Annotated in this window: 19 protein-coding genes and 1 pseudogene; 10 read left to right on the top strand and 10 right to left on the bottom strand. The window is 69.5% G+C overall.

The features are described from left to right. The 5 genes from F3J10_RS36050 to F3J10_RS28875 form a co-directional block, all read left to right on the top strand. Positions 1 to 332 (top strand): hypothetical protein (locus tag F3J10_RS36050; RefSeq protein WP_205200525.1); only part of this gene is annotated, 332 nt, incomplete at its 5' end. A 148-nt stretch (positions 333 to 480) separates the two neighbouring features. Then, entirely contained in the window at positions 481 to 1,452 is a 972-nt protein-coding gene (locus tag F3J10_RS28890) for a LysR family transcriptional regulator (protein ID WP_025101921.1), read from the top strand. Positions 1,453 to 1,791: 339 nt separating this feature from the next. Next, the gene (gene bluB, locus F3J10_RS28885) at positions 1,792 to 2,454 is read left to right on the top strand and encodes a 5,6-dimethylbenzimidazole synthase (protein WP_167234115.1); all 663 of its coding nucleotides are present in this window, start codon (positions 1,792 to 1,794) and stop codon (positions 2,452 to 2,454) included. Positions 2,455 to 2,648: 194 nt separating this feature from the next. Then, complete coding sequence (locus F3J10_RS28880) at positions 2,649 to 3,818, top strand: MFS transporter (protein ID WP_017921032.1); 1,170 nt, start codon at positions 2,649 to 2,651, stop codon at positions 3,816 to 3,818. Between the two features lie 238 nt (positions 3,819 to 4,056). Further along, positions 4,057 to 5,229: an MFS transporter gene (locus tag F3J10_RS28875; RefSeq protein ID WP_105849421.1), complete on the top strand. Its 1,173-nt coding sequence runs from the start codon at positions 4,057 to 4,059 to the stop codon at positions 5,227 to 5,229. A gap of 136 nt (positions 5,230 to 5,365) precedes the next feature. Here the strand turns inward: F3J10_RS28875 and F3J10_RS28870 are convergent, their stop codons facing one another. Further along, complete coding sequence (locus F3J10_RS28870; RefSeq protein WP_167243533.1) at positions 5,366 to 6,736, bottom strand: MFS transporter; 1,371 nt, start codon at positions 6,734 to 6,736, stop codon at positions 5,366 to 5,368. 342 nt (positions 6,737 to 7,078) lie between these two features. Here F3J10_RS28870 and F3J10_RS28865 point away from each other — a divergent pair, with 342 nt between their 5' ends. Continuing rightward, positions 7,079 to 7,885 carry an EAL domain-containing protein gene (locus F3J10_RS28865; RefSeq protein ID WP_025101886.1) on the top strand — a complete coding sequence of 269 codons (807 nt, stop codon included), beginning with the start codon at positions 7,079 to 7,081 and terminating at the stop codon, positions 7,883 to 7,885. A 56-nt stretch (positions 7,886 to 7,941) separates the two neighbouring features. On the opposite strand, the gene F3J10_RS28860 is transcribed toward F3J10_RS28865, so the two are convergent. Continuing rightward, a complete protein-coding gene (locus F3J10_RS28860; RefSeq protein ID WP_166915615.1) occupies positions 7,942 to 8,733 on the bottom strand; it encodes an IclR family transcriptional regulator in 792 nt (263 codons plus the stop codon). Positions 8,734 to 8,809: 76 nt separating this feature from the next. Between F3J10_RS28860 and F3J10_RS28855 the strand changes: the two genes are divergently transcribed. Continuing rightward, the gene (locus F3J10_RS28855) at positions 8,810 to 9,997 is read left to right on the top strand and encodes an acyl-CoA dehydrogenase (protein WP_167243532.1); all 1,188 of its coding nucleotides are present in this window, start codon (positions 8,810 to 8,812) and stop codon (positions 9,995 to 9,997) included. An 83-nt stretch (positions 9,998 to 10,080) separates the two neighbouring features. Here F3J10_RS28855 and F3J10_RS28850 read toward each other — a convergent pair whose 3' ends face one another. After that, entirely contained in the window at positions 10,081 to 10,719 is a 639-nt protein-coding gene (locus tag F3J10_RS28850; RefSeq protein WP_167243531.1) for a peroxiredoxin, read from the bottom strand. A gap of 327 nt (positions 10,720 to 11,046) precedes the next feature. Between F3J10_RS28850 and F3J10_RS28845 the strand changes: the two genes are divergently transcribed. The 3 genes from F3J10_RS28845 to F3J10_RS28835 all read left to right on the top strand — a co-directional run bounded on the left by F3J10_RS28845 (position 11,047) and on the right by F3J10_RS28835 (position 12,384). Then, on the top strand, positions 11,047 to 11,349 hold the full coding sequence (locus F3J10_RS28845) for a YqjD family protein (protein ID WP_013696789.1): 303 nt from the start codon (positions 11,047 to 11,049) through the stop codon (positions 11,347 to 11,349). A gap of 109 nt (positions 11,350 to 11,458) precedes the next feature. Further along, positions 11,459 to 11,848, top strand: coding sequence for a phage holin family protein (locus tag F3J10_RS28840; RefSeq protein ID WP_025101889.1), 390 nt, complete (start codon positions 11,459 to 11,461; stop codon positions 11,846 to 11,848). A 44-nt stretch (positions 11,849 to 11,892) separates the two neighbouring features. Then, complete coding sequence (locus F3J10_RS28835) at positions 11,893 to 12,384, top strand: DUF3318 domain-containing protein (protein ID WP_124093758.1); 492 nt, start codon at positions 11,893 to 11,895, stop codon at positions 12,382 to 12,384. Between the two features lie 92 nt (positions 12,385 to 12,476). Here F3J10_RS28835 and F3J10_RS28830 read toward each other — a convergent pair whose 3' ends face one another. The 7 genes and pseudogenes from F3J10_RS28830 to glyA all read right to left on the bottom strand — a co-directional run. Continuing rightward, a complete protein-coding gene (locus F3J10_RS28830) occupies positions 12,477 to 12,977 on the bottom strand; it encodes a type IV pilin protein (RefSeq protein ID WP_240155737.1) in 501 nt (166 codons plus the stop codon). Beyond that, on the bottom strand, positions 12,971 to 13,534 hold the full coding sequence (locus tag F3J10_RS28825; RefSeq protein ID WP_051598403.1) for a hypothetical protein: 564 nt from the start codon (positions 13,532 to 13,534) through the stop codon (positions 12,971 to 12,973). The genes F3J10_RS28830 and F3J10_RS28825 overlap by 7 nt, the downstream gene beginning before the upstream one ends. A 44-nt stretch (positions 13,535 to 13,578) precedes the next feature. Further along, entirely contained in the window at positions 13,579 to 14,379 is an 801-nt protein-coding gene (locus F3J10_RS28820) for a PilW family protein (protein WP_167243530.1), read from the bottom strand. Further along, entirely contained in the window at positions 14,376 to 14,783 is a 408-nt protein-coding gene (locus tag F3J10_RS28815) for a hypothetical protein (protein WP_152554561.1), read from the bottom strand. Before F3J10_RS28815 ends, F3J10_RS28820 begins: the two co-directional genes overlap by 4 nt. Continuing rightward, on the bottom strand, positions 14,780 to 15,337 hold the full coding sequence (locus tag F3J10_RS28810; protein ID WP_025101894.1) for a GspH/FimT family pseudopilin: 558 nt from the start codon (positions 15,335 to 15,337) through the stop codon (positions 14,780 to 14,782). Before F3J10_RS28810 ends, F3J10_RS28815 begins: the two co-directional genes overlap by 4 nt. A 161-nt stretch (positions 15,338 to 15,498) precedes the next feature. Beyond that, complete coding sequence (gene nrdR, locus F3J10_RS28805; protein ID WP_013696781.1) at positions 15,499 to 15,978, bottom strand: transcriptional regulator NrdR; 480 nt, start codon at positions 15,976 to 15,978, stop codon at positions 15,499 to 15,501. Between the two features lie 6 nt (positions 15,979 to 15,984). Next, positions 15,985 to 16,193, bottom strand: a pseudogene (gene glyA / locus F3J10_RS28800) (serine hydroxymethyltransferase); the annotation flags it as partial.

Raw genomic sequence — 16,193 nt, 5'->3', positions numbered from 1 at the left:
CGCGCGCGGCTCGGCGCGCCCCGCGCCGGCGCGTTCGCGCGCCAAGGTACCGATTCCCGATTATCGAAATGGGTGCCGACTCATTTATTTACCCGGCGCCATCGATCCGCGAAGGACCCCGCTTGATTCTTTTGCGTGCCACCTCATTCGGAATTGCGCATCCTCGACATTCGCGGCATCACAAAAATCCAAAATTCTCCAAGCCCCCTCAAAATCCCTGGAATTTCCCGCAACAGCCCGCCAGACAAGGCGATAAAGCACTCATTCGGATTCCGAAACCGCGTTTCACTTCATCAAACCTGTTAAAAATACAGGCTAAATCTTCTCATTAATCGGTTGACTGGGTTCCCGATTTTATTGAACAATTTACCGCGCCGTGGGTATTACATAATTCCGACCCGAAGCTGATCCGACAGCGTTCGACGGGTGCTCGCAACACGGCAATTACACAAGCAAAATCATCGAACGGGCCGACAAGCTATGAACCAGATACAAACCATGAGGGTGTTCGTCTGCGTCGCCGAACTGCAGAGTTTCCGGCAGGCCGCGCGCAAGCTCGGCGTGTCGAACGCACTCGTCACGCGGTCGATTGCGATGCTGGAAACGCATCTGAACACTCGCCTGATCCATCGCACCACGCGCAACCTGTCGCTGACCGAGGCGGGTACCCGCTATCTCGACGGTTGCCGCGCCCTGCTCGAGGAATTCGATCATCTCGAGGCCTCGGTCGCGCATACCATCCGCGAGCCGGTCGGCACCTTGCGGATCGTGGTGTCGGGCTCGCTGTCGCCGCAGCGGCTCACGCCGCTGGTCGACGGCTTCCGCCGCCAGTACCCCAAGGTGCGCGTGCAACTGACCGTCGCCGACGGCCCGATCGACGGGCTCGACACCTCCTACGACGCGGCCATCATCGCCGGGCGCAAGATCGAGGACGGCGCGGCGCTGGTCAGCCACGCGCTCGCCCCCGATCCGTTCGTCGCGGTCGCCTCGCCCGCCTACATCGAGCAGCGCGGCGAGCCGCATCGTCCGGACGAGCTCGCGCGCCACGCCGCGGTCACGCTGCCGCTCGACTCGCACGGCTTCGCCTGGCGCTTCGTCGACGCGGGCCGCTTCGCGCACCTGGTCACGCTGCAGCCGGCCTACACCATCAACGACGCCTGGCTGGTGCGCGCCGCCGTGATGGCCGGCTCCGGCATCGCGATCCTGCCCGAGAGCTTCGTGGCCGACGCGATCTCGCGCGGCGAGCTGGTTCGCCTGCTGGCCGACTACCGGATCGACGATACCGACGCGCAGCTCGCGGTGGTCTATCCGAACCGCCAGTTCGTGCCGGCGCGCACGCGCAGCTTCGTCGAGCACGCGCTCTACCATTTCGGCGCGCGCTCGAACGGCCGCTACGGCTACGTGCACGACGCGATCGGCGAGCGCAGCGAGGTGGCCACCGGCCTGCAGTGATCGCGTGCGAGGACGGCCGGCGCCCGCGCGCCGTCACCGTCCTCGCTGCCCCAGGATGCGGCCAATAGCCGCAATCGGGGCCGCCGTCCCGCCGTCCGTCATCCGCGGACGACCCGGTGGCGGCCCCGATCGGCGCGGATCGACAGGTCCGCGCCCCGCGGCGGCCGGGTATTCCGGCCGCCGCTTCCAGCGCCCGCGCGCCGCCGCGACGGCGCCCTGCCATCCCTCCACGTCGATGGAACCGTTCCCCGCCCGCCGACGCGGCCGCGGCGAGGGTCTGCTATCGTTGCGGGCTTCGGTCGCCGCCCCCCGGCGCCCGGCAGCCTGCGTCCCTTTCCCATGCGTTTCGACGATTCCTCGATCGCCGCCGTCTATCGCGCGATCTTCGAGCGGCGCGACATGCGCCACTTCACCGCCGAGCCGGTCGATCCGGCCGTGCTCGCGCGCCTGGTCCGCGCCGCGCACCATGCCCCGAGCGTCGGCTTCATGCAGCCCTGGCGCTTCATCCGCGTGACCGAGCCCGCGCTGCGCGAGCGCATCCACGCGATCGTCGAGGCCGAGCGCCGCGCCACCGCCGAGGCGCTCGGCGAACGCCAGGACGAATTCATGCGCCTGAAGGTGGAGGGCATTCGCGAATGCGGCGAGATCCTAGTGGTCGCGCTCGGCGACGATCGCGAACGCCATGTGTTCGGGCGCCGCACCCTGCCGGAGATGGACCTCGCCTCGGCGGCCTGCGCGATCCAGAACATGTGGCTGGCCGCGCGCGCCGAGGGGCTCGGCATGGGCTGGGTCTCGCTGTTCGACGTCGAGGCGCTGCGCAGCCTGCTGGGCATGCCCGAGGGCGCCAAGCCGATCGCCGTGCTCTGCCTGGGCCACGTCGACGCGTTCTATGCGCGTCCGATGCTCGAGGAGACACGCTGGGCCGAACGGCTGCCGCTCGAGGACTGCCTCTACGAAAACGGCTGGAACCCGCCGCCCGGGCCCGCCAAGCCGCAGCCCTGAGCGCCCGTGGCGCGCCGCGGCCTGCCGTTCGATCCCGGCTGCGCGGCGCCGGCGCGTCGCCCGCAAGCAACAAGTAATCGGGCCCCATTCATTGGGGTTTTTACTGAGATAGAATCGCGCCTATCCCTGCCCGGCCGCCCGTGCGCCGCATCCCGCGACGCCCCGACCCGGCCCGTTTCCCCCGGACTTCCCCGATGCCGCTGCCCCTGTTCGCCCTCGCCATCGCCGCGTTTGGTATCGGTACCACCGAATTCGTGATCATGGGGCTGCTGCCCGACGTGGCGCGCGATCTCGCCGTCTCGATCCCGGCTGCCGGCCTGCTGGTTTCCGGTTATGCGCTGGGCGTGACGATCGGGGCGCCGATCCTCGCCGTCGTCACCGCGAAAATGCCGCGCCGCCAGGCGCTGCTCGGCCTGATCGGGGTGTTCATCGCCGGCAACCTGCTGTGCGCGATCGCCCCCGGCTACGGCCTGCTGATGGCCGCCCGCGTGGTGACCGCGTTCTGCCACGGCGCCTTCTTCGGGATCGGCTCGGTGGTGGCCAGCAGCCTGGTGGCGCCCAACCGCCGCGCGCAGGCGATCGCGCTGATGTTCACCGGCCTGACCCTGGCCAACGTGCTGGGCGTGCCGCTGGGCACCGCGCTCGGCCAGGCCTTCGGCTGGCGCTCGACGTTCTGGGCGGTGACCGGCATCGGCGTGCTGGCGGCCGGCGCGCTCGCGCTGTGCCTGCCCCGGCAACTGGAGATGCCGCAGACCAGCATCGCGCGCGAATTCCGCGTGATGCGCAATCCGCAGGTGCTGATGGTGCTCGGCATCAGCGTGCTGGCCTCGGCCAGCCTGTTCTCGGTGTTCACCTACATCACGCCGATCCTCGAGGAGGTCACGCATTTCACGCCGCACGAGGTCACCCTGGTGCTGCTGCTGTTCGGCCTGGGCCTGACGGTGGGCGGCACGCTAGGCGGCAAGCTCGCCGACTGGCGCCGGATGCCCTCGCTGATCGCCTCGCTGGCGCTGATCGGGCTGGTGCAGGTGGTGTTCGCCGGCACCATGCACCTGCCGATCCCGCTGCTGGTGACGATCTTCCTGTGGGGCGTGCTGGCCTTCGCGATCGTGCCGATCGCGCAGATCCTGATCGTCGACCGCGCGATCGAGGCGCCCAACCTGGCCTCCACGCTGAACCAGGGCGCCTTCAACCTCGGCAATGCCACCGGCGCCTGGCTCGGCGGCATGGCGATCGGCGCGGGCGTGCCGCTCACGCAACTGCCCTGGGTCGGCGTCGCGATGGCGGTGGGCGCGCTGGCGCTGACGCTGTGGTCGGCTTCGCTGGAACGGCGGCCGTTCGCGGGCCCCTCGACGCTGGCCTGAGCTTTAAGGCGGCTCGCTGGCGCGGGCCTGACGCGCGCCGCGCGCGTCGAGCGCCAAGCCGCATCGATTCGATTGCCTTCTCGCGCGCATCAATTTCGATCGATGCGCACCATTCCATCCCGACCGCGTCAGCTCGCGCCGTGCCCCGCCCGGCGCGCCGCCCCTCTCCATCGTTCCTCCATCCGGCCTCCACGCCCGTCATGGCCCCGAACCGGGGCCCGGTGTAGCATCTCGGCCGATGAAAACGATCCTCACCCGCGATTTCCTGGCCCTGATCCTCAGCGTCGCCGTGGTCGGCCTCGGCACCGGCGCCACCCTGCCGCTGACCGCGCTGGCGCTCACCGAGGCCGGCCACGGCACCGGCGTGGTCGGCATGCTGACGGCCGCGCAGGCCGGCGGGGGCCTGGCGATCGTGCCGTTCGTGACCTGGCTCACGCGCCGCTACGGCGCGCGCGAGTCGATCGTGGTGTCGGTGCTGGTGGTGGCCGCGGCCACCGCCGCGATGCAGGTGCTGGACAACCTGGTGGTCTGGGCGGTGCTGCGCGCCTTGTGCGGCGCGGCCTTGATGCTGTTGTTCACGATCGGCGAGGCCTGGGTCAACGAGCTCGCCGACGACGCCACGCGCGGCCGCGTGGTGGCGATCTACGCCACCAACTTCACGCTGTTCCAGATGGCCGGGCCGGTGCTGGTGAGCCAGGTCGCCGAGCTGCACGGCACGCGCTTCGCGCTGTGCGGCGCGCTGTTCCTGCTGGCCCTGCCGACGCTGGCCGCGATCCGCCGGCCGCCCGGCTCGGACGGCCCGCATCACGAGGAGAGCCACGATCACTGGCGCCGCGTGCTGCCGCTGATGCCGGCCCTGATCGTCGGCACCGCCTTCTTCGCGCTGTTCGACACCCTGGCCCTGTCGCTGCTGCCGATCTACGCGATCGAGCGCGGCGTGGCGGCCGGCGTGGCCGTGCTGCTGGCCTCGATCACCCTGCTCGGCGACACCACCATGCAGTTCCCGATCGGCTGGCTCGCCGACCGGCTCGGCCGCGCCCGCGTGCACCTGGGCGCCGGCATCGTGGTCACCCTGCTGCTGCCGCTGCTGCCCTTCGTGATCACCGATCCCTGGCTGTGCTGGCCGCTGCTGTTCGTGATCGGCGCGGCGGCCGGCAGCACCTACACGCTGTCGATCGTGGCCTGCGGCGAGCGCTTTCGCGGCGCCGCGCTGGTCACCGCCAGCTCGATGGTGTCGGCCTCCTGGAGCGCGGCGAGCTTCGGCGGCCCGATCCTGGCCGGCTCGCTCATGAATGCCTGGGGCAGCGATGCGCTGGTCGGCGTGATGGTGGCCGCCTCGCTGGCCTTCGTGCTGGCCGCGCTGTGGGAGCGCCGGCGCGTGCCGGAAGGCGGCGTGCGCGGCGAGGCCTGAGCAGCCCGCGGGCGGGGCTTGCCGGCTCGTGCGCCGCCATCGAATCCCGCTCCGTTTCCTTTCCCTGAACGTGGCCCGGCAAGCACCCCGGCCCGACTCGGCCCGACTCGGTCCGACCAGGGCGCCGGGGCGCGTCTCAGGCGGCCCGGCGCGCGGCGCCGTCACGCCCGCGCGTGGCCGCGCCGAGCCCCAGCACGAACAGCGCCGAGGCCAGCACCGGCAGCGCCGCGGCATGGAACAGCGCCTCGTTGCTCCAGTTCAGCGCGATCAGCTGCCCGCCCACCAGCGGCCCGAGCACCGAGCCGATGCGGCCGATACCGAGACTCCAGCCGATCCCGGTCGAGCGCAGCGCCGTCGGGTAGTACTGGCCGGCCAGCGCGTTGACGGCCGGTTGCCCGCCCACCACGCAGAAGCCGCCGGCGAACACGGCCAGCAGCAGCCACGGCAGCGAGGCCGCCGCCAGCCCGATCGCGCCCACCGAGGCCGCCGCGCAGACGAAGCAGACGAACAGCACGCGCACGAATCCGTAGCGCTCGATGAAGCTGCCCAGCAACAGCGTGCCGATCACGCCGCCGGTCTGCAGCGCGGTGCCGACGATCACGGCCATCGAGGCGGAATAGCCGGCCTCGCGCATCACGGTCGGCAGCCAGTTCGACAGGAAGTACAGGTCGATCAGGTTCATGAAGCTGATCGACCACAACAGCAGGGTGACGGGCAGGCGCCCGGCGCGGAACAGCTCGGCCACCGGCGCGCCCTCGGCGCCGGCCTCGCGCACCACCAGGCGCGTGCCGGCGTCGATCGGCAGCGCCGGCGCGAAGGCCGCCAGCCAGGCACGGGCGCGCTCGAGGCGCCCCTTCAGCACCAGGAACTGCAGCGACTCGGGCAGCCAGGCGAGCATCGCCAGCGCCAGCAGCAAGGGCACCGCCCCGCCGACGTAGAACACCGCGCGCCAGCCGAAGGCCGGGATCAGCGCGGCGCTGAGAAAGCCGCCCAGCGCCGCGCCGAGCGTGAAGCCGCAGGACACGAACATCATGCGCCGCACGCGCCGCGCCGGCGGGCTGAACTCGCCGACCAGCGCCATCGCGTTCGGCATGATGCAGCCCAGGCCGAGCCCGGTGACGAAGCGCAGCGCGATCAGGGCGGGAATGGTCGAGACCAGCGGCGTGGCCAGCATGCTCAGCGCGAAGAACAGCGTCGCGCCGATCAGCACCGGCCGCCGGCCGATCCGGTCGGCCAGCACCGACAAGCCGAGCGCGCCGAGCAGCATGCCGAACAGGCTGGCGCTGAACACCGGCCCGAGCGAGGCCTTGGCCACGCCCCATTCGGCGATCACGCTGGGCGCGACGTAGCCCATCGCCTGCGCGTCGAAGCCGTCGATCACCAGGCAGGCGCCGCACAGCACCAGCAGCATCGCGTGAAAGGCGGGCCGGTGCGTCTCGTCGAGCACGCGCTCGACCTCGAGCACCGCCGCGCCGGCCTCGGCCGGGCTTGCCTGCGGCGCGCTCATCGCGTGCTCCCTGAAACGATGTTTCGGAGATAGCGCGGCGGCGGAAGGATCGGGATCGGGGACAGGAATGGCATCGAGGGCGGCTCCGGTTCGGCGACGGGCGCACCACGGCCCGGCGGCGGCTCGTGGGCGCGCGCAAGGCGGGATAAGAAGAAGGTGCCGGCGCGTCGAGCGTTACGAATAGTAAAACCAATTATGGATATCGTAATCGCCGTATACCCTGAGTCGCCGATCCGGGCCGATATCCATATGAGCAAAACGGTGAAACGCGTATCGTGCCCGCTGCTACTATGCTTGAGGTAATCCGGCTGCACGACGGCCGTTCGCCCACCCGACGAATCCATGATCCCGCCCACCATCCCCGAACTGGTCGACCGAGCCGGCAAGCTGCCCTATCTGCGCGAGCATATCGCCCTGGCCGCGGAGGGCGAGCTGGCCGTGGCGCGCCTGCACGAGCTGACGCTCGGCAGTGCCTATCAACCGATCTACGACGTGACGATGCCGGGCGCGCCGCAATCCTCCTCGCTGGCCGACGCGATCGAACGCTACGGCGACGAACTTGGCTTCCAGGCGGTGCTGCGCGCGGACGGCGCGCCCTTCGACCCGTTCGAGGCGCTCACCGACGATCCGACGCTGGTAGCGGTGGACCGGCTCTCGCGGGCGCTGCACGCGATCAACTTCTTCGGCGCGCAGCGCCACGGGCTGCTGTTCCTGCGCGTGCACGAGCGGCTGCTCAAGAGCGTCAAGTACGATCACGGCAAGCATTTTTCCTCGGTGCTGCGCCACTTCGGCCTGAGCCCCGAGCGCATCGTGATCGAGCTGCCGGCCGCCGCGGTCGCGCACAAGACCTTCCTCGGCTACCTGACCAAGAGCTACCAGCATCACGGCTTCAAGGTCGCCGACAAGCTGCCGGATCCGGGCCGCATCCTGGCCGTCGAATCGGAGATGGCCAGCCCCGACTACATCAAGATGGATGCCGCGATCGCCTTGCGCGACGGCATGGTCAAGGCCCTGGTGGGTTACGCGCAGCGCGTGAAGATCCCGATCATCTTCGACCAGGTGGCCGACGAGACGCAGTTCTCGCTGCTGCGCCAGTACGACGTGCGGCTCATGCAGGGCCCGGTGTTCGCGCAGCCGGCCCACGTTTGACTTGAGCGACGCCTCGGCGGGCGCACCGCTCGCGCCGAGATGAACACCGGCCGGCCTCAGCCCGGCTCGCCCAGCCTTTGCGCGAGCGCGCGCAGCTTCGGGCCGATGCGCCTGCGAAACACCTCCTCCCCCATCGACGACGCCGGCCCGCTGCAGCTGAGGATCAGCCAGCGCCGCTCGCGCGGTTCGCGGTAAGGCACGGCCACCGCGTTGACGTCGTCGTGCCAGTCGCGGAACGAATAACAGCAGCCCTCGCTCGCGTAGTCGGCCAGCGCGCGCTCGGCCGCGGCCACGCGCGCGGCCGCCGCGCGCGCCGGCTTCACGCCGCGCCGCAGCTCCGCGAACAAGGCCTCGCGCTGCTCGGCCGGCTGCACCGCCAGGTAGGCGCGCCCCATCGAGCTGGTCAGCATCGACAGGCGCGAGCCGGGCGCGAGACCGAGCGTGAGCGCGGTTTCGCTGCGGATCGTCTCCAGGTAGATCATGTCAAGGCCGTCGCGGCAGCCGAGCGAGACAGCCGCGCCGATCTCGCGCGCCAGCGCCTGCATGTGCGGCCGCGCCAGATCGAGCGCGCCGCTGCCCGCCAGCAGCGCGTGACCGAGCGACAGCACGCCGGCGTCGAGCGCGTACTTGCCGAGCGCCTCGTCCAAGCGCAGGTAGCCGAGCACGCTGAGCGTGTAGGCGAGGCGGTTCACGGTCGCCTTCGGCAGGCCGGTGCGCTCGACGAAATCGCGATTGCCGAGCAGGGTCTCGCCGGGACGGAAGGCCCGCAGCAGGTCCAGGCCGCGCGCCAGCGCGGTGACGAAGCGGCGCTCGTCGTAGGTGGTGGGATCGGGACGGGAAGGATGCATACGATGCTACACTGGACGCCAATTTGCAAAACATTGTTCCGCACAGCGGAACCTCAGTCAAGCAAGGAGAAGACTCATGGGCGCTGCCGCCTTCCATTGGGATGACCCGCTGCTGCTCGACCAGCAGCTCGCCGACGACGAACGGATGGTGCGCGACGCCGCGCAAGCCTATGCGCAGGGCAAGCTCGCGCCGCGCGTGACCGAGGCCTTCCGCCACGAGCGCACCGACGCGACGATCTTCCGCGAGATGGGCGAGATCGGCCTTCTGGGCCCGACCATTCCCGAGCAATATGGCGGCCCGGGCCTCAGCTACGTCAGCTACGGGCTGATCGCGCGCGAGGTCGAGCGCATCGATTCGGGTTATCGCTCGATGATGTCGGTGCAGTCCTCGCTGGTGATGGTGCCGATCTTCGAATTCGGCTCCGAGGCGCAGAAGCAGAAATACCTGCCGAAGCTGGCCAGCGGCGAGTGGATCGGCTGCTTCGGCCTGACCGAGCCGAATCACGGCTCGGACCCGGGCAGCATGGTGACGCGCGCAAAGAAGGTGGCGGGCGGTTACGCACTGTCGGGCGCGAAGATGTGGATCACCAATTCGCCGATCGCCGACGTGTTCGTGGTCTGGGCCAAGCTCGACGAGGACGGTAAGGACACGATCCGCGGCTTCATCCTCGAGAAGGGCTGGAAGGGCCTGTCGGCGCCGGCGATCCACGGCAAGGTCGGCTTGCGCGCCTCGATCACCGGCGAGATCGTGCTCGACGAGGTGTTCGTGCCCGAGGAGAACCTGCTGCCGGAGGTGAGCGGCCTGCGCGGGCCCTTCACCTGCCTGAATTCGGCGCGCTACGGCATCGCCTGGGGGGCGCTGGGCGCCGCCGAATCCTGCTGGCACACCGCGCGCCAGTACGTGCTCGATCGTCAGCAGTTCGGCCGGCCGCTGGCGGCCAACCAGCTGATCCAGAAGAAGCTCGCCGACATGCAGACCGAAATCACGCTCGGGCTGCAGGGCGTGCTGCGCCTGGGCCGCATGAAGGACGAAGGCACGGCCGCGGTCGAGATCACCTCGATCATGAAGCGCAACTCCTGCGGCAAGGCGCTCGACATCGCGCGGCTCGCGCGCGACATGCTCGGCGGCAACGGCATCTCGGACGAATTCGGCGTGGCGCGCCACCTGGTCAATCTCGAGGTGGTCAACACCTATGAAGGCACGCACGATATCCACGCGCTGATCCTCGGCCGCGCGCAGACCGGCATCCAGGCCTTCTTCTGAAGGTTGGGGCGCCAATGTAAAAAGGGCATCGCGATCACTCGCGATGCCCTTTTGCATTCAGGCGCGCCGCGGCGCCCGAGCCATTACTTGTTCGGCTGCGGCGTGAGACGCAGGTACGGACGCACGGCCTTGTAGCCCTTCGGGAAGCGCTGCTTGAGCTCTTCCTCGTCCTTCAGCGACGGCACGATCACCACGTCCTCGCCATCCTTCCAGTTGCCCGGCGTGGCGACCTTGTAGTTGTCGGTCAGTTGCAGCGAGTCGATCACGCGCAGCACTTCGTCGAAGTTGCGGCCGGTGCTGGCCGGGTAGGTGATGGTCAGGCGCACCTTCTTGTTCGGGTCGATCACGAACAGCGAGCGCACCGTGAGCGTCTCGTTCGCGTTCGGATGGATCATGTCGTACAACTGCGAGACCTTGCGATCGGCATCGGCCAGGATCGGGAAGTTCACGCTGGTCGACTGCGTGTCGTTGATGTCGCTGATCCAGCCCTTGTGCGATTCCACGCTGTCCACCGACAGGGCGATCGCCTTCACGTGGCGCTTCTCGAATTCGCTCTTGAGCTTGGCTGTCAGGCCCAGCTCGGTGGTGCACACCGGCGTGTAGTCGGCCGGGTGCGAGAACAGCACGCCCCAGCTATCGCCGAGCCATTCGTGGAACTTGATGCGGCCGAGGCTCGAATCCTGCTCGAAGTCGGGGGCGATGTCGCCAAGACGCAGACTCATGTTGCTCCTCCTGGATGGATGAACCGGTGGTGGGCACCGCGCACGGCACGCGCGCGGCCAAACCTCAAGCTTACGACAAGCGGCTGTCCGGACAACGATTATTCCGTCAGATCGTCATGAGAAATTGTCATTTTTTCCCTGCCGCTTGAAAGTTTGGGGAAACTTTTTCGTCGGCGATTCACTCCCTCCTTACAATCGCCAAGTCGTTTACCATGGCCCGGCATGCCGTCCGGCAGGCCCGGGCCGGATCCGGCGCTCCGCTCGCCAGCGGGCACGGGTTTCGCTAGGATGTCGGCTACGCGGTACCTCTGCACAAAGGGAGTTGCAATGTCGGAAGTCAACAAGGAGAAACTGATGTCGGATATCAAAACCGTTCTCGCGGATGCGGAAGACCTGCTGAAACAAGCGGCGGCCACCACCGGTGACCGTGCGTCGGAGCTTCGCGAGAAGGCGCTCTCGCGCCTGAAGCAGGCGAAGGAAAAGGCGGCCGACGTCCAGGTGGTGGTCGTCGAGAAGGGCAAGAAGGCGGTACGCGCGACCGACGACTATGTCCACGAGCATCCGTGGACCTCGATCGGCGTCGCCGCCGGCGTGGGCGTGCTGATCGGCCTGCTGATCAACCGCAAGTAAGCGTCGCCCCCGCGGCGCCCGCGAGGGGCGCCGCGTCCCGCCGCCGGGCCCGCCGGCGCACCACGCCGGCCGGCTCCGGTCACCTCCTGCACGCGCAAGCGCTCCAAACATGACAACCAATACGCCACCGCCTCATCCCGCACACGGCCCCCTGCGCCGCCTGCTCGGTTCCGTATTCGCGCTGCTGCAAACCCGGCTGGAGCTGCTCGGGATCGAACTCGCCGAGGAGAAGGAACGCCTGATCGGCGTGCTGTTCCTCGGGCTCGCCGCGATGATGCTGGCCACCATGGCCCTGATCAGCCTGACCGTGCTGATCGCGATCGCCTTCTGGGACAGCTACCGCTGGCAGTCGCTGGCCGCGATCACGGCGGTCTACGCGATCGGCGCGCTCGGCTGCGGCCTGAAGGCCCGCGCCGGCCTGCGCGAGGCGCCGAGCGTCTTCGAGGCCACCCTGCACGAGCTCGAAAAGGACCGCGAACTGTTTCGCGGCAAGCCCTGAACCCCGGGTCCCGTAACCCGCCGTACCTTTCACGCCCACGCGCCATGAACCAACCCGCATCGGACGACCTGTTCCGCCAGCCGCGTTCGCGGCGCAAGCTCAGCGCCACGCAGTACCGCGCGCTGCGCAAGGAACTGCTGATCCTGCGCTCGGACGTCGAGCGCCTCGAACTCGCCCAGGCCGGCGGCGAACTGCGCGAAGCCCTGACCCACTTCCGCTGGCTGAAGCTGCTGATGCCCGGTTTCTCGGGCGGCTCGCTCAGCAAGTCGGCGAAGGGGCTCAATGCCAGCCTCGGCTCGCTGGTCAGCCAGTATCCGCTCGTCAGCTCGCTCGCCTCGGCCGTGCTCGCCAAGCCGGTGCGCTCGCTCGTCACGCGCGGCGCCGGCCCCGCCATCAAGTGGGGGTCAATCGGCTTCGCGGTCTGGGAGGCCTACCAGATCTGGAAGGGCGCCCAGCGCGAGAAGGCCGCCGCCGAGGCGATCAGGGTGGGCGGCGCGACGACCGGCGCCAAGGCCGGCGTCGGGAAGCAGGACTAGCGCGCCGGCTGCGCGATACCTCGCGCGCTTAGCCTGTTTCGACCGCATTCGCCTCATCGCCTCATTGTCCCCGCCTGCCGCGCGCAAGCGCGTCAGCGCATCGTCCAGCACTCCGGGCGCGGCACGCCCGGGCCGCTCGCTCCCGGCGGACGGTTACCGCGCAGGCCATCGGCACGCAGCAGATAGGTGCCGCAGGGATCGTCGCGCATCGGCCCGTTCGGCACCGGTGTCGCGCTCAGCCAATAGCCCCCGGCTGGTGCCGGCTCCGCGGAGAGCCGATAGACGGGCGGCCCCTGCTCCGGCACCGTGCCGAGTTCCATCCCTTCCCCCTGCCCTGTCGTTTCGAAGCCATCGCGCTCGGCGAGATCCTGCGCGACTCGATACAGCGCCGTGACCGCGCCGAGACGATGGCCGCGATCGATCTGGCGCCGGTACGAAGGCACCGCGAACGCCGCGATCAGGGCCGCCACGGCCAGCGCGATCATCACTTCGATCAAGGTGAAGCCGCGCCCGCGCGACAGGCGCTCGATCGTCCCCTGACGAGATACCGGGTGCTTTGGAGCTTGCATCACCACCCCGTCCCCGCTCACCATGGCGCCGCCGCGACACGCCGCCAGCGTCTCGCCACCTGGCGTCCGTCCTCGAAGGCAAGCTGCAACTGCAGCCAGACCGTGGTGGCCCGCGTACTGCCGGTGCCGCGCGCGGTCAGCAGATAGGCCTGCCAGCGCGGCCGCGACGCGATCGGCCAGCGCTCGATCAGGCAGGATGGCGCGGCCGCGGCACCTGGCCAATGCGCGAACGGATGCAAGGCGGCCGGCCCTTCGAGGGCGCCTCGCTGGCGCCAGCCTTCCGGCTCGCCCGCCACCGCGAGAACCTCGCCGCCGGACGACAGCGAGGCCCGCGTCGGCTCGGCGGCAAACGCGACGCGCTCCGCGAGACTGCGCTCGCAGACGGCGAGCGCGGCCTCGGCCGCATGGAACGCGATGCTGCGCGATGCGAATGCCGCCACCGAACGCGCTTCCGACATCGACACCTCGAACCCCGCCGCGCTGGCCACCAGCAGGGCCGAGAGCAGCACCAGCACACCGGGCAGCGCCGCCCCGGACGCGCATTCGCGCCGCGCGCCGGCGCGCCCCTTCCGGAGCTTCACGACGAAGCGACCGGGACTCGAATGCGCGGCGCATGTGTATGTCGTCATCCGTCGCCTCCGTCCATGAAAGCCGCATTGCGCACCGCCAGCCAGCGGCGCGAGATCCAGCGTGCCCGGCCGTCGTGTATCGGCTGGCTGCGGCCATCGCAATCGGTGTAACGGCGCATCCTCGAACCGGCCGCGCCGCGCGCCTGCACGCAGACCTCGACGGCCTGCACCCGCTGCCACGCGTCGTCGACCAGGGACGAGGCCTCGTCCCATGCCGCGCGGCCACGCAGGCGGTAACGCACACGCAAGCGCTCGACACCTTCGACGAGCGGCTGGGCCGTGCCGCTGTGGCCGCTGCCTTCGCAATACAGCTCAGGCTCGCCGGTCACGCTGCTGGCCCGCACGAAGTAGCGATCGACCACCAGCGGCGCCGAGCCGCCGTCGCCAACGCCCTGTCCCAGACAATCGGTGACGAGCCCGCCGCTGGTCGGCCAGGTCGAGATCGTGTCGCCGACATAGCGCACCAGCAGGCCGTCGGAACTCGCGCCGGCCCCGGCACAGCCCGGCCGCAGCGCTTCGCCGGATGGACGGCCGGCGCTGCAACCGAACAATGGCGCGAACGGCACGCCGCCGCTGGCGTCGAGCGGACTGAATCCCGCCATGCGCACCGATCGGGCGATCAGCGTCAGCGCCGTGGCAGCAGCATCGCGCGCCCGCACGGCCTCGATCGAGCTGAGATGTGCCGCGCGCTGGGTCCGGTACAAGGACAGCGCCGTCGTCATCACCAAAGCAGCCAGCGCCAGCGCCACCAGTGCCTCGACCAGCGTGTGGGCGCGGCAGCGCCGCCGTCGGCTCATCGCTCGCCTCCTCCGGAGAACGCCAGCGAGATGCAGGTTCGCGGTGCGCGGACCGCCGTGGAGACAGCCTGCTCACATGTGGCGTCCTGCGGCAATGCCGTCGAGCCGCGCGACCAGCGCAGCTCGACGCGCGCCAGGCCATCGCGCGTGGTCTGCTTGAAACGCGGATCGACCAGCACGGTTGAGGCCCGCTCCCAATCGACCATCGTCGTGCCGCCGGCACCGGCCAGTTCCGCCCATGAATCCACGAAGCCGAGCGCCGTGGCGCGCGCGGCCGAATCCGCCGCAGCGGCACGCATGGCAAGCTGCGCACCGAGCACGGCGATGGTTGCGCTCGCAAGCAACAACAGAGCGATCGTGACCTCGAGCAGGGAGCTGCCTGCGCTGGCACGGGCACGCCTCATGGTTGCGCTCCGCAAGGCCCGACGGACATGCGCGCTCGGCCACCGGCGGCGATCCGGATGCACCGCGAGAAACGCCTGGCCTCGACATCGGCCATCGCCGCGCGCGGCGAAAATTCGAAGCGCCGGAATCCGCCCATCACCTGCCCGACCGGCGGCGTGAATACCACGTCGGCCACCGCGCCATCGACACGCACGTCCCGATCGGCGGGAATCCGGCGTAGCACCGTGCCGCCGTCGCTGGAAGCATCGAATGCCATCACCGACCATCCGCACGACCAGGCCCCGTCGCCTGCTTGCCCGCACGCGCTGCCGGCCGTGTCGCAGGGCGGCTCGCCGTCGCCCCGGCACAGCACCACGCGCACGCCGCGCGTGAGCGCCTCGATGCGCGCGGCGGCCAGTGCCGCCAGCATCGACGCGGCCCGCGCCTCGACACGATCGCGCTGCCGCCAGGCCACGAACGACGGCACGGCATAGGCGGCCACGATCGCGATCAGCGCGACCGCCACCATCGATTCGATCAGCGTGACGCCCGCCATTCCTTGTGCCCTGCCCATCGTCTGCTCCCGTGCATCACCGTGATGCGAGGACTGTAGCGAGACGAACGCGAGCGCGCCATTGGCCGAACGGCCGAATGGCGCGCGTCGACACCGCCGGTGACAATCGTCACGACGGAATCGAGTTCAGGAGGTCGGTAATGAAGCGGGGAAGCGTGGGATCAGCGTTTGCGGACCGGCTTCGGGGGAACGGCGCGGCGAAATTCCTCGATCACGTCGGCGAATTCGGAGACATCCTCGAAGCGCCGGTAAACCGAGGCGAAGCGCACATAGGCGATGGTATCGAGCTCGCGCAGCTCGTTCATCACGAGCTCGCCGAGCTTTTCGCTGCGCACCTCGCGCTCGCCGGTGGCGAGCAGCTGGTACTCGATGCGAGCGACCGCCGCGTCGATCGCGTCCGCTGCAACGGGCCGCTTGCGCAGCGCCAGTTGCATGCTCGCGACGATCTTGCGACGGTCGAATTCGGTGCGGCTGCCGTCCTTCTTGACCACCGCCGGCAAGGCCAGCTCGACCCGCTCGTACGTCGTGAAACGCTTGTCGCAGGCCGAGCAGCGGCGGCGCCGACGAATCGCGGCGCCGTCCTCGGACACGCGGGAATCCACTACCTGCGTGTCGTCATGCCGGCAGAACGGGCAGCGCATGGTCGATCAGCGATAGACCGGGAAGCGCTTGGTCAGCTCGGCCACCTGGCCGCGCACGCGCTCGATGGTGGCCGCGTCTTCCGGCGCATCCAGCACGTCGGCGATCAGGTTGCCGACGATCTCCGCTTCCTTCGCGCCAAAGCCGCGCGTGGTCATCGCCGGCGAACCCAGGCGAATGCCCGAGGTCACGAACGGCTTCTCAGGATCGTTCGGGA

The organism is Burkholderia sp. Cy-637 (genome assembly GCF_011753175.1).
Classification (GTDB): Bacteria; Pseudomonadota; Gammaproteobacteria; order Burkholderiales; family Burkholderiaceae; genus Burkholderia; species Burkholderia gladioli.
The sequence above is the reverse complement of the archived record's forward strand: the minus strand, read 5'-3'. Positions and strand labels throughout refer to the sequence as shown.

Coding starts and splice junctions, on each gene's coding strand:
- bluB (WP_167234115.1), top strand. CDS start 1,792: ATGCGTTTCGACGATTCCTCGATCGCCGCCGTCTATCGCGCGATCTTC.
- F3J10_RS28880 (WP_017921032.1), top strand. CDS start 2,649: ATGCCGCTGCCCCTGTTCGCCCTCGCCATCGCCGCGTTTGGTATCGGT.
- F3J10_RS28870 (WP_167243533.1), bottom strand. CDS start 6,736: ATGAGCGCGCCGCAGGCAAGCCCGGCCGAGGCCGGCGCGGCGGTGCTC.
- F3J10_RS28875 (WP_105849421.1), top strand. CDS start 4,057: ATGAAAACGATCCTCACCCGCGATTTCCTGGCCCTGATCCTCAGCGTC.
- F3J10_RS28860 (WP_166915615.1), bottom strand. CDS start 8,733: ATGCATCCTTCCCGTCCCGATCCCACCACCTACGACGAGCGCCGCTTC.
- F3J10_RS28810 (WP_025101894.1), bottom strand. CDS start 15,337: ATGGGCAGGGCACAAGGAATGGCGGGCGTCACGCTGATCGAATCGATG.
- F3J10_RS28840 (WP_025101889.1), top strand. CDS start 11,459: ATGACAACCAATACGCCACCGCCTCATCCCGCACACGGCCCCCTGCGC.
- F3J10_RS28855 (WP_167243532.1), top strand. CDS start 8,810: ATGGGCGCTGCCGCCTTCCATTGGGATGACCCGCTGCTGCTCGACCAG.
- F3J10_RS28820 (WP_167243530.1), bottom strand. CDS start 14,379: ATGAGCCGACGGCGGCGCTGCCGCGCCCACACGCTGGTCGAGGCACTG.
- F3J10_RS28845 (WP_013696789.1), top strand. CDS start 11,047: ATGTCGGAAGTCAACAAGGAGAAACTGATGTCGGATATCAAAACCGTT.
- F3J10_RS28865 (WP_025101886.1), top strand. CDS start 7,079: ATGATCCCGCCCACCATCCCCGAACTGGTCGACCGAGCCGGCAAGCTG.
- F3J10_RS28830 (WP_240155737.1), bottom strand. CDS start 12,977: ATGGTGAGCGGGGACGGGGTGGTGATGCAAGCTCCAAAGCACCCGGTA.
- F3J10_RS28890 (WP_025101921.1), top strand. CDS start 481: ATGAACCAGATACAAACCATGAGGGTGTTCGTCTGCGTCGCCGAACTG.
- F3J10_RS28815 (WP_152554561.1), bottom strand. CDS start 14,783: ATGAGGCGTGCCCGTGCCAGCGCAGGCAGCTCCCTGCTCGAGGTCACG.
- F3J10_RS28835 (WP_124093758.1), top strand. CDS start 11,893: ATGAACCAACCCGCATCGGACGACCTGTTCCGCCAGCCGCGTTCGCGG.
- F3J10_RS28850 (WP_167243531.1), bottom strand. CDS start 10,719: ATGAGTCTGCGTCTTGGCGACATCGCCCCCGACTTCGAGCAGGATTCG.
- nrdR (WP_013696781.1), bottom strand. CDS start 15,978: ATGCGCTGCCCGTTCTGCCGGCATGACGACACGCAGGTAGTGGATTCC.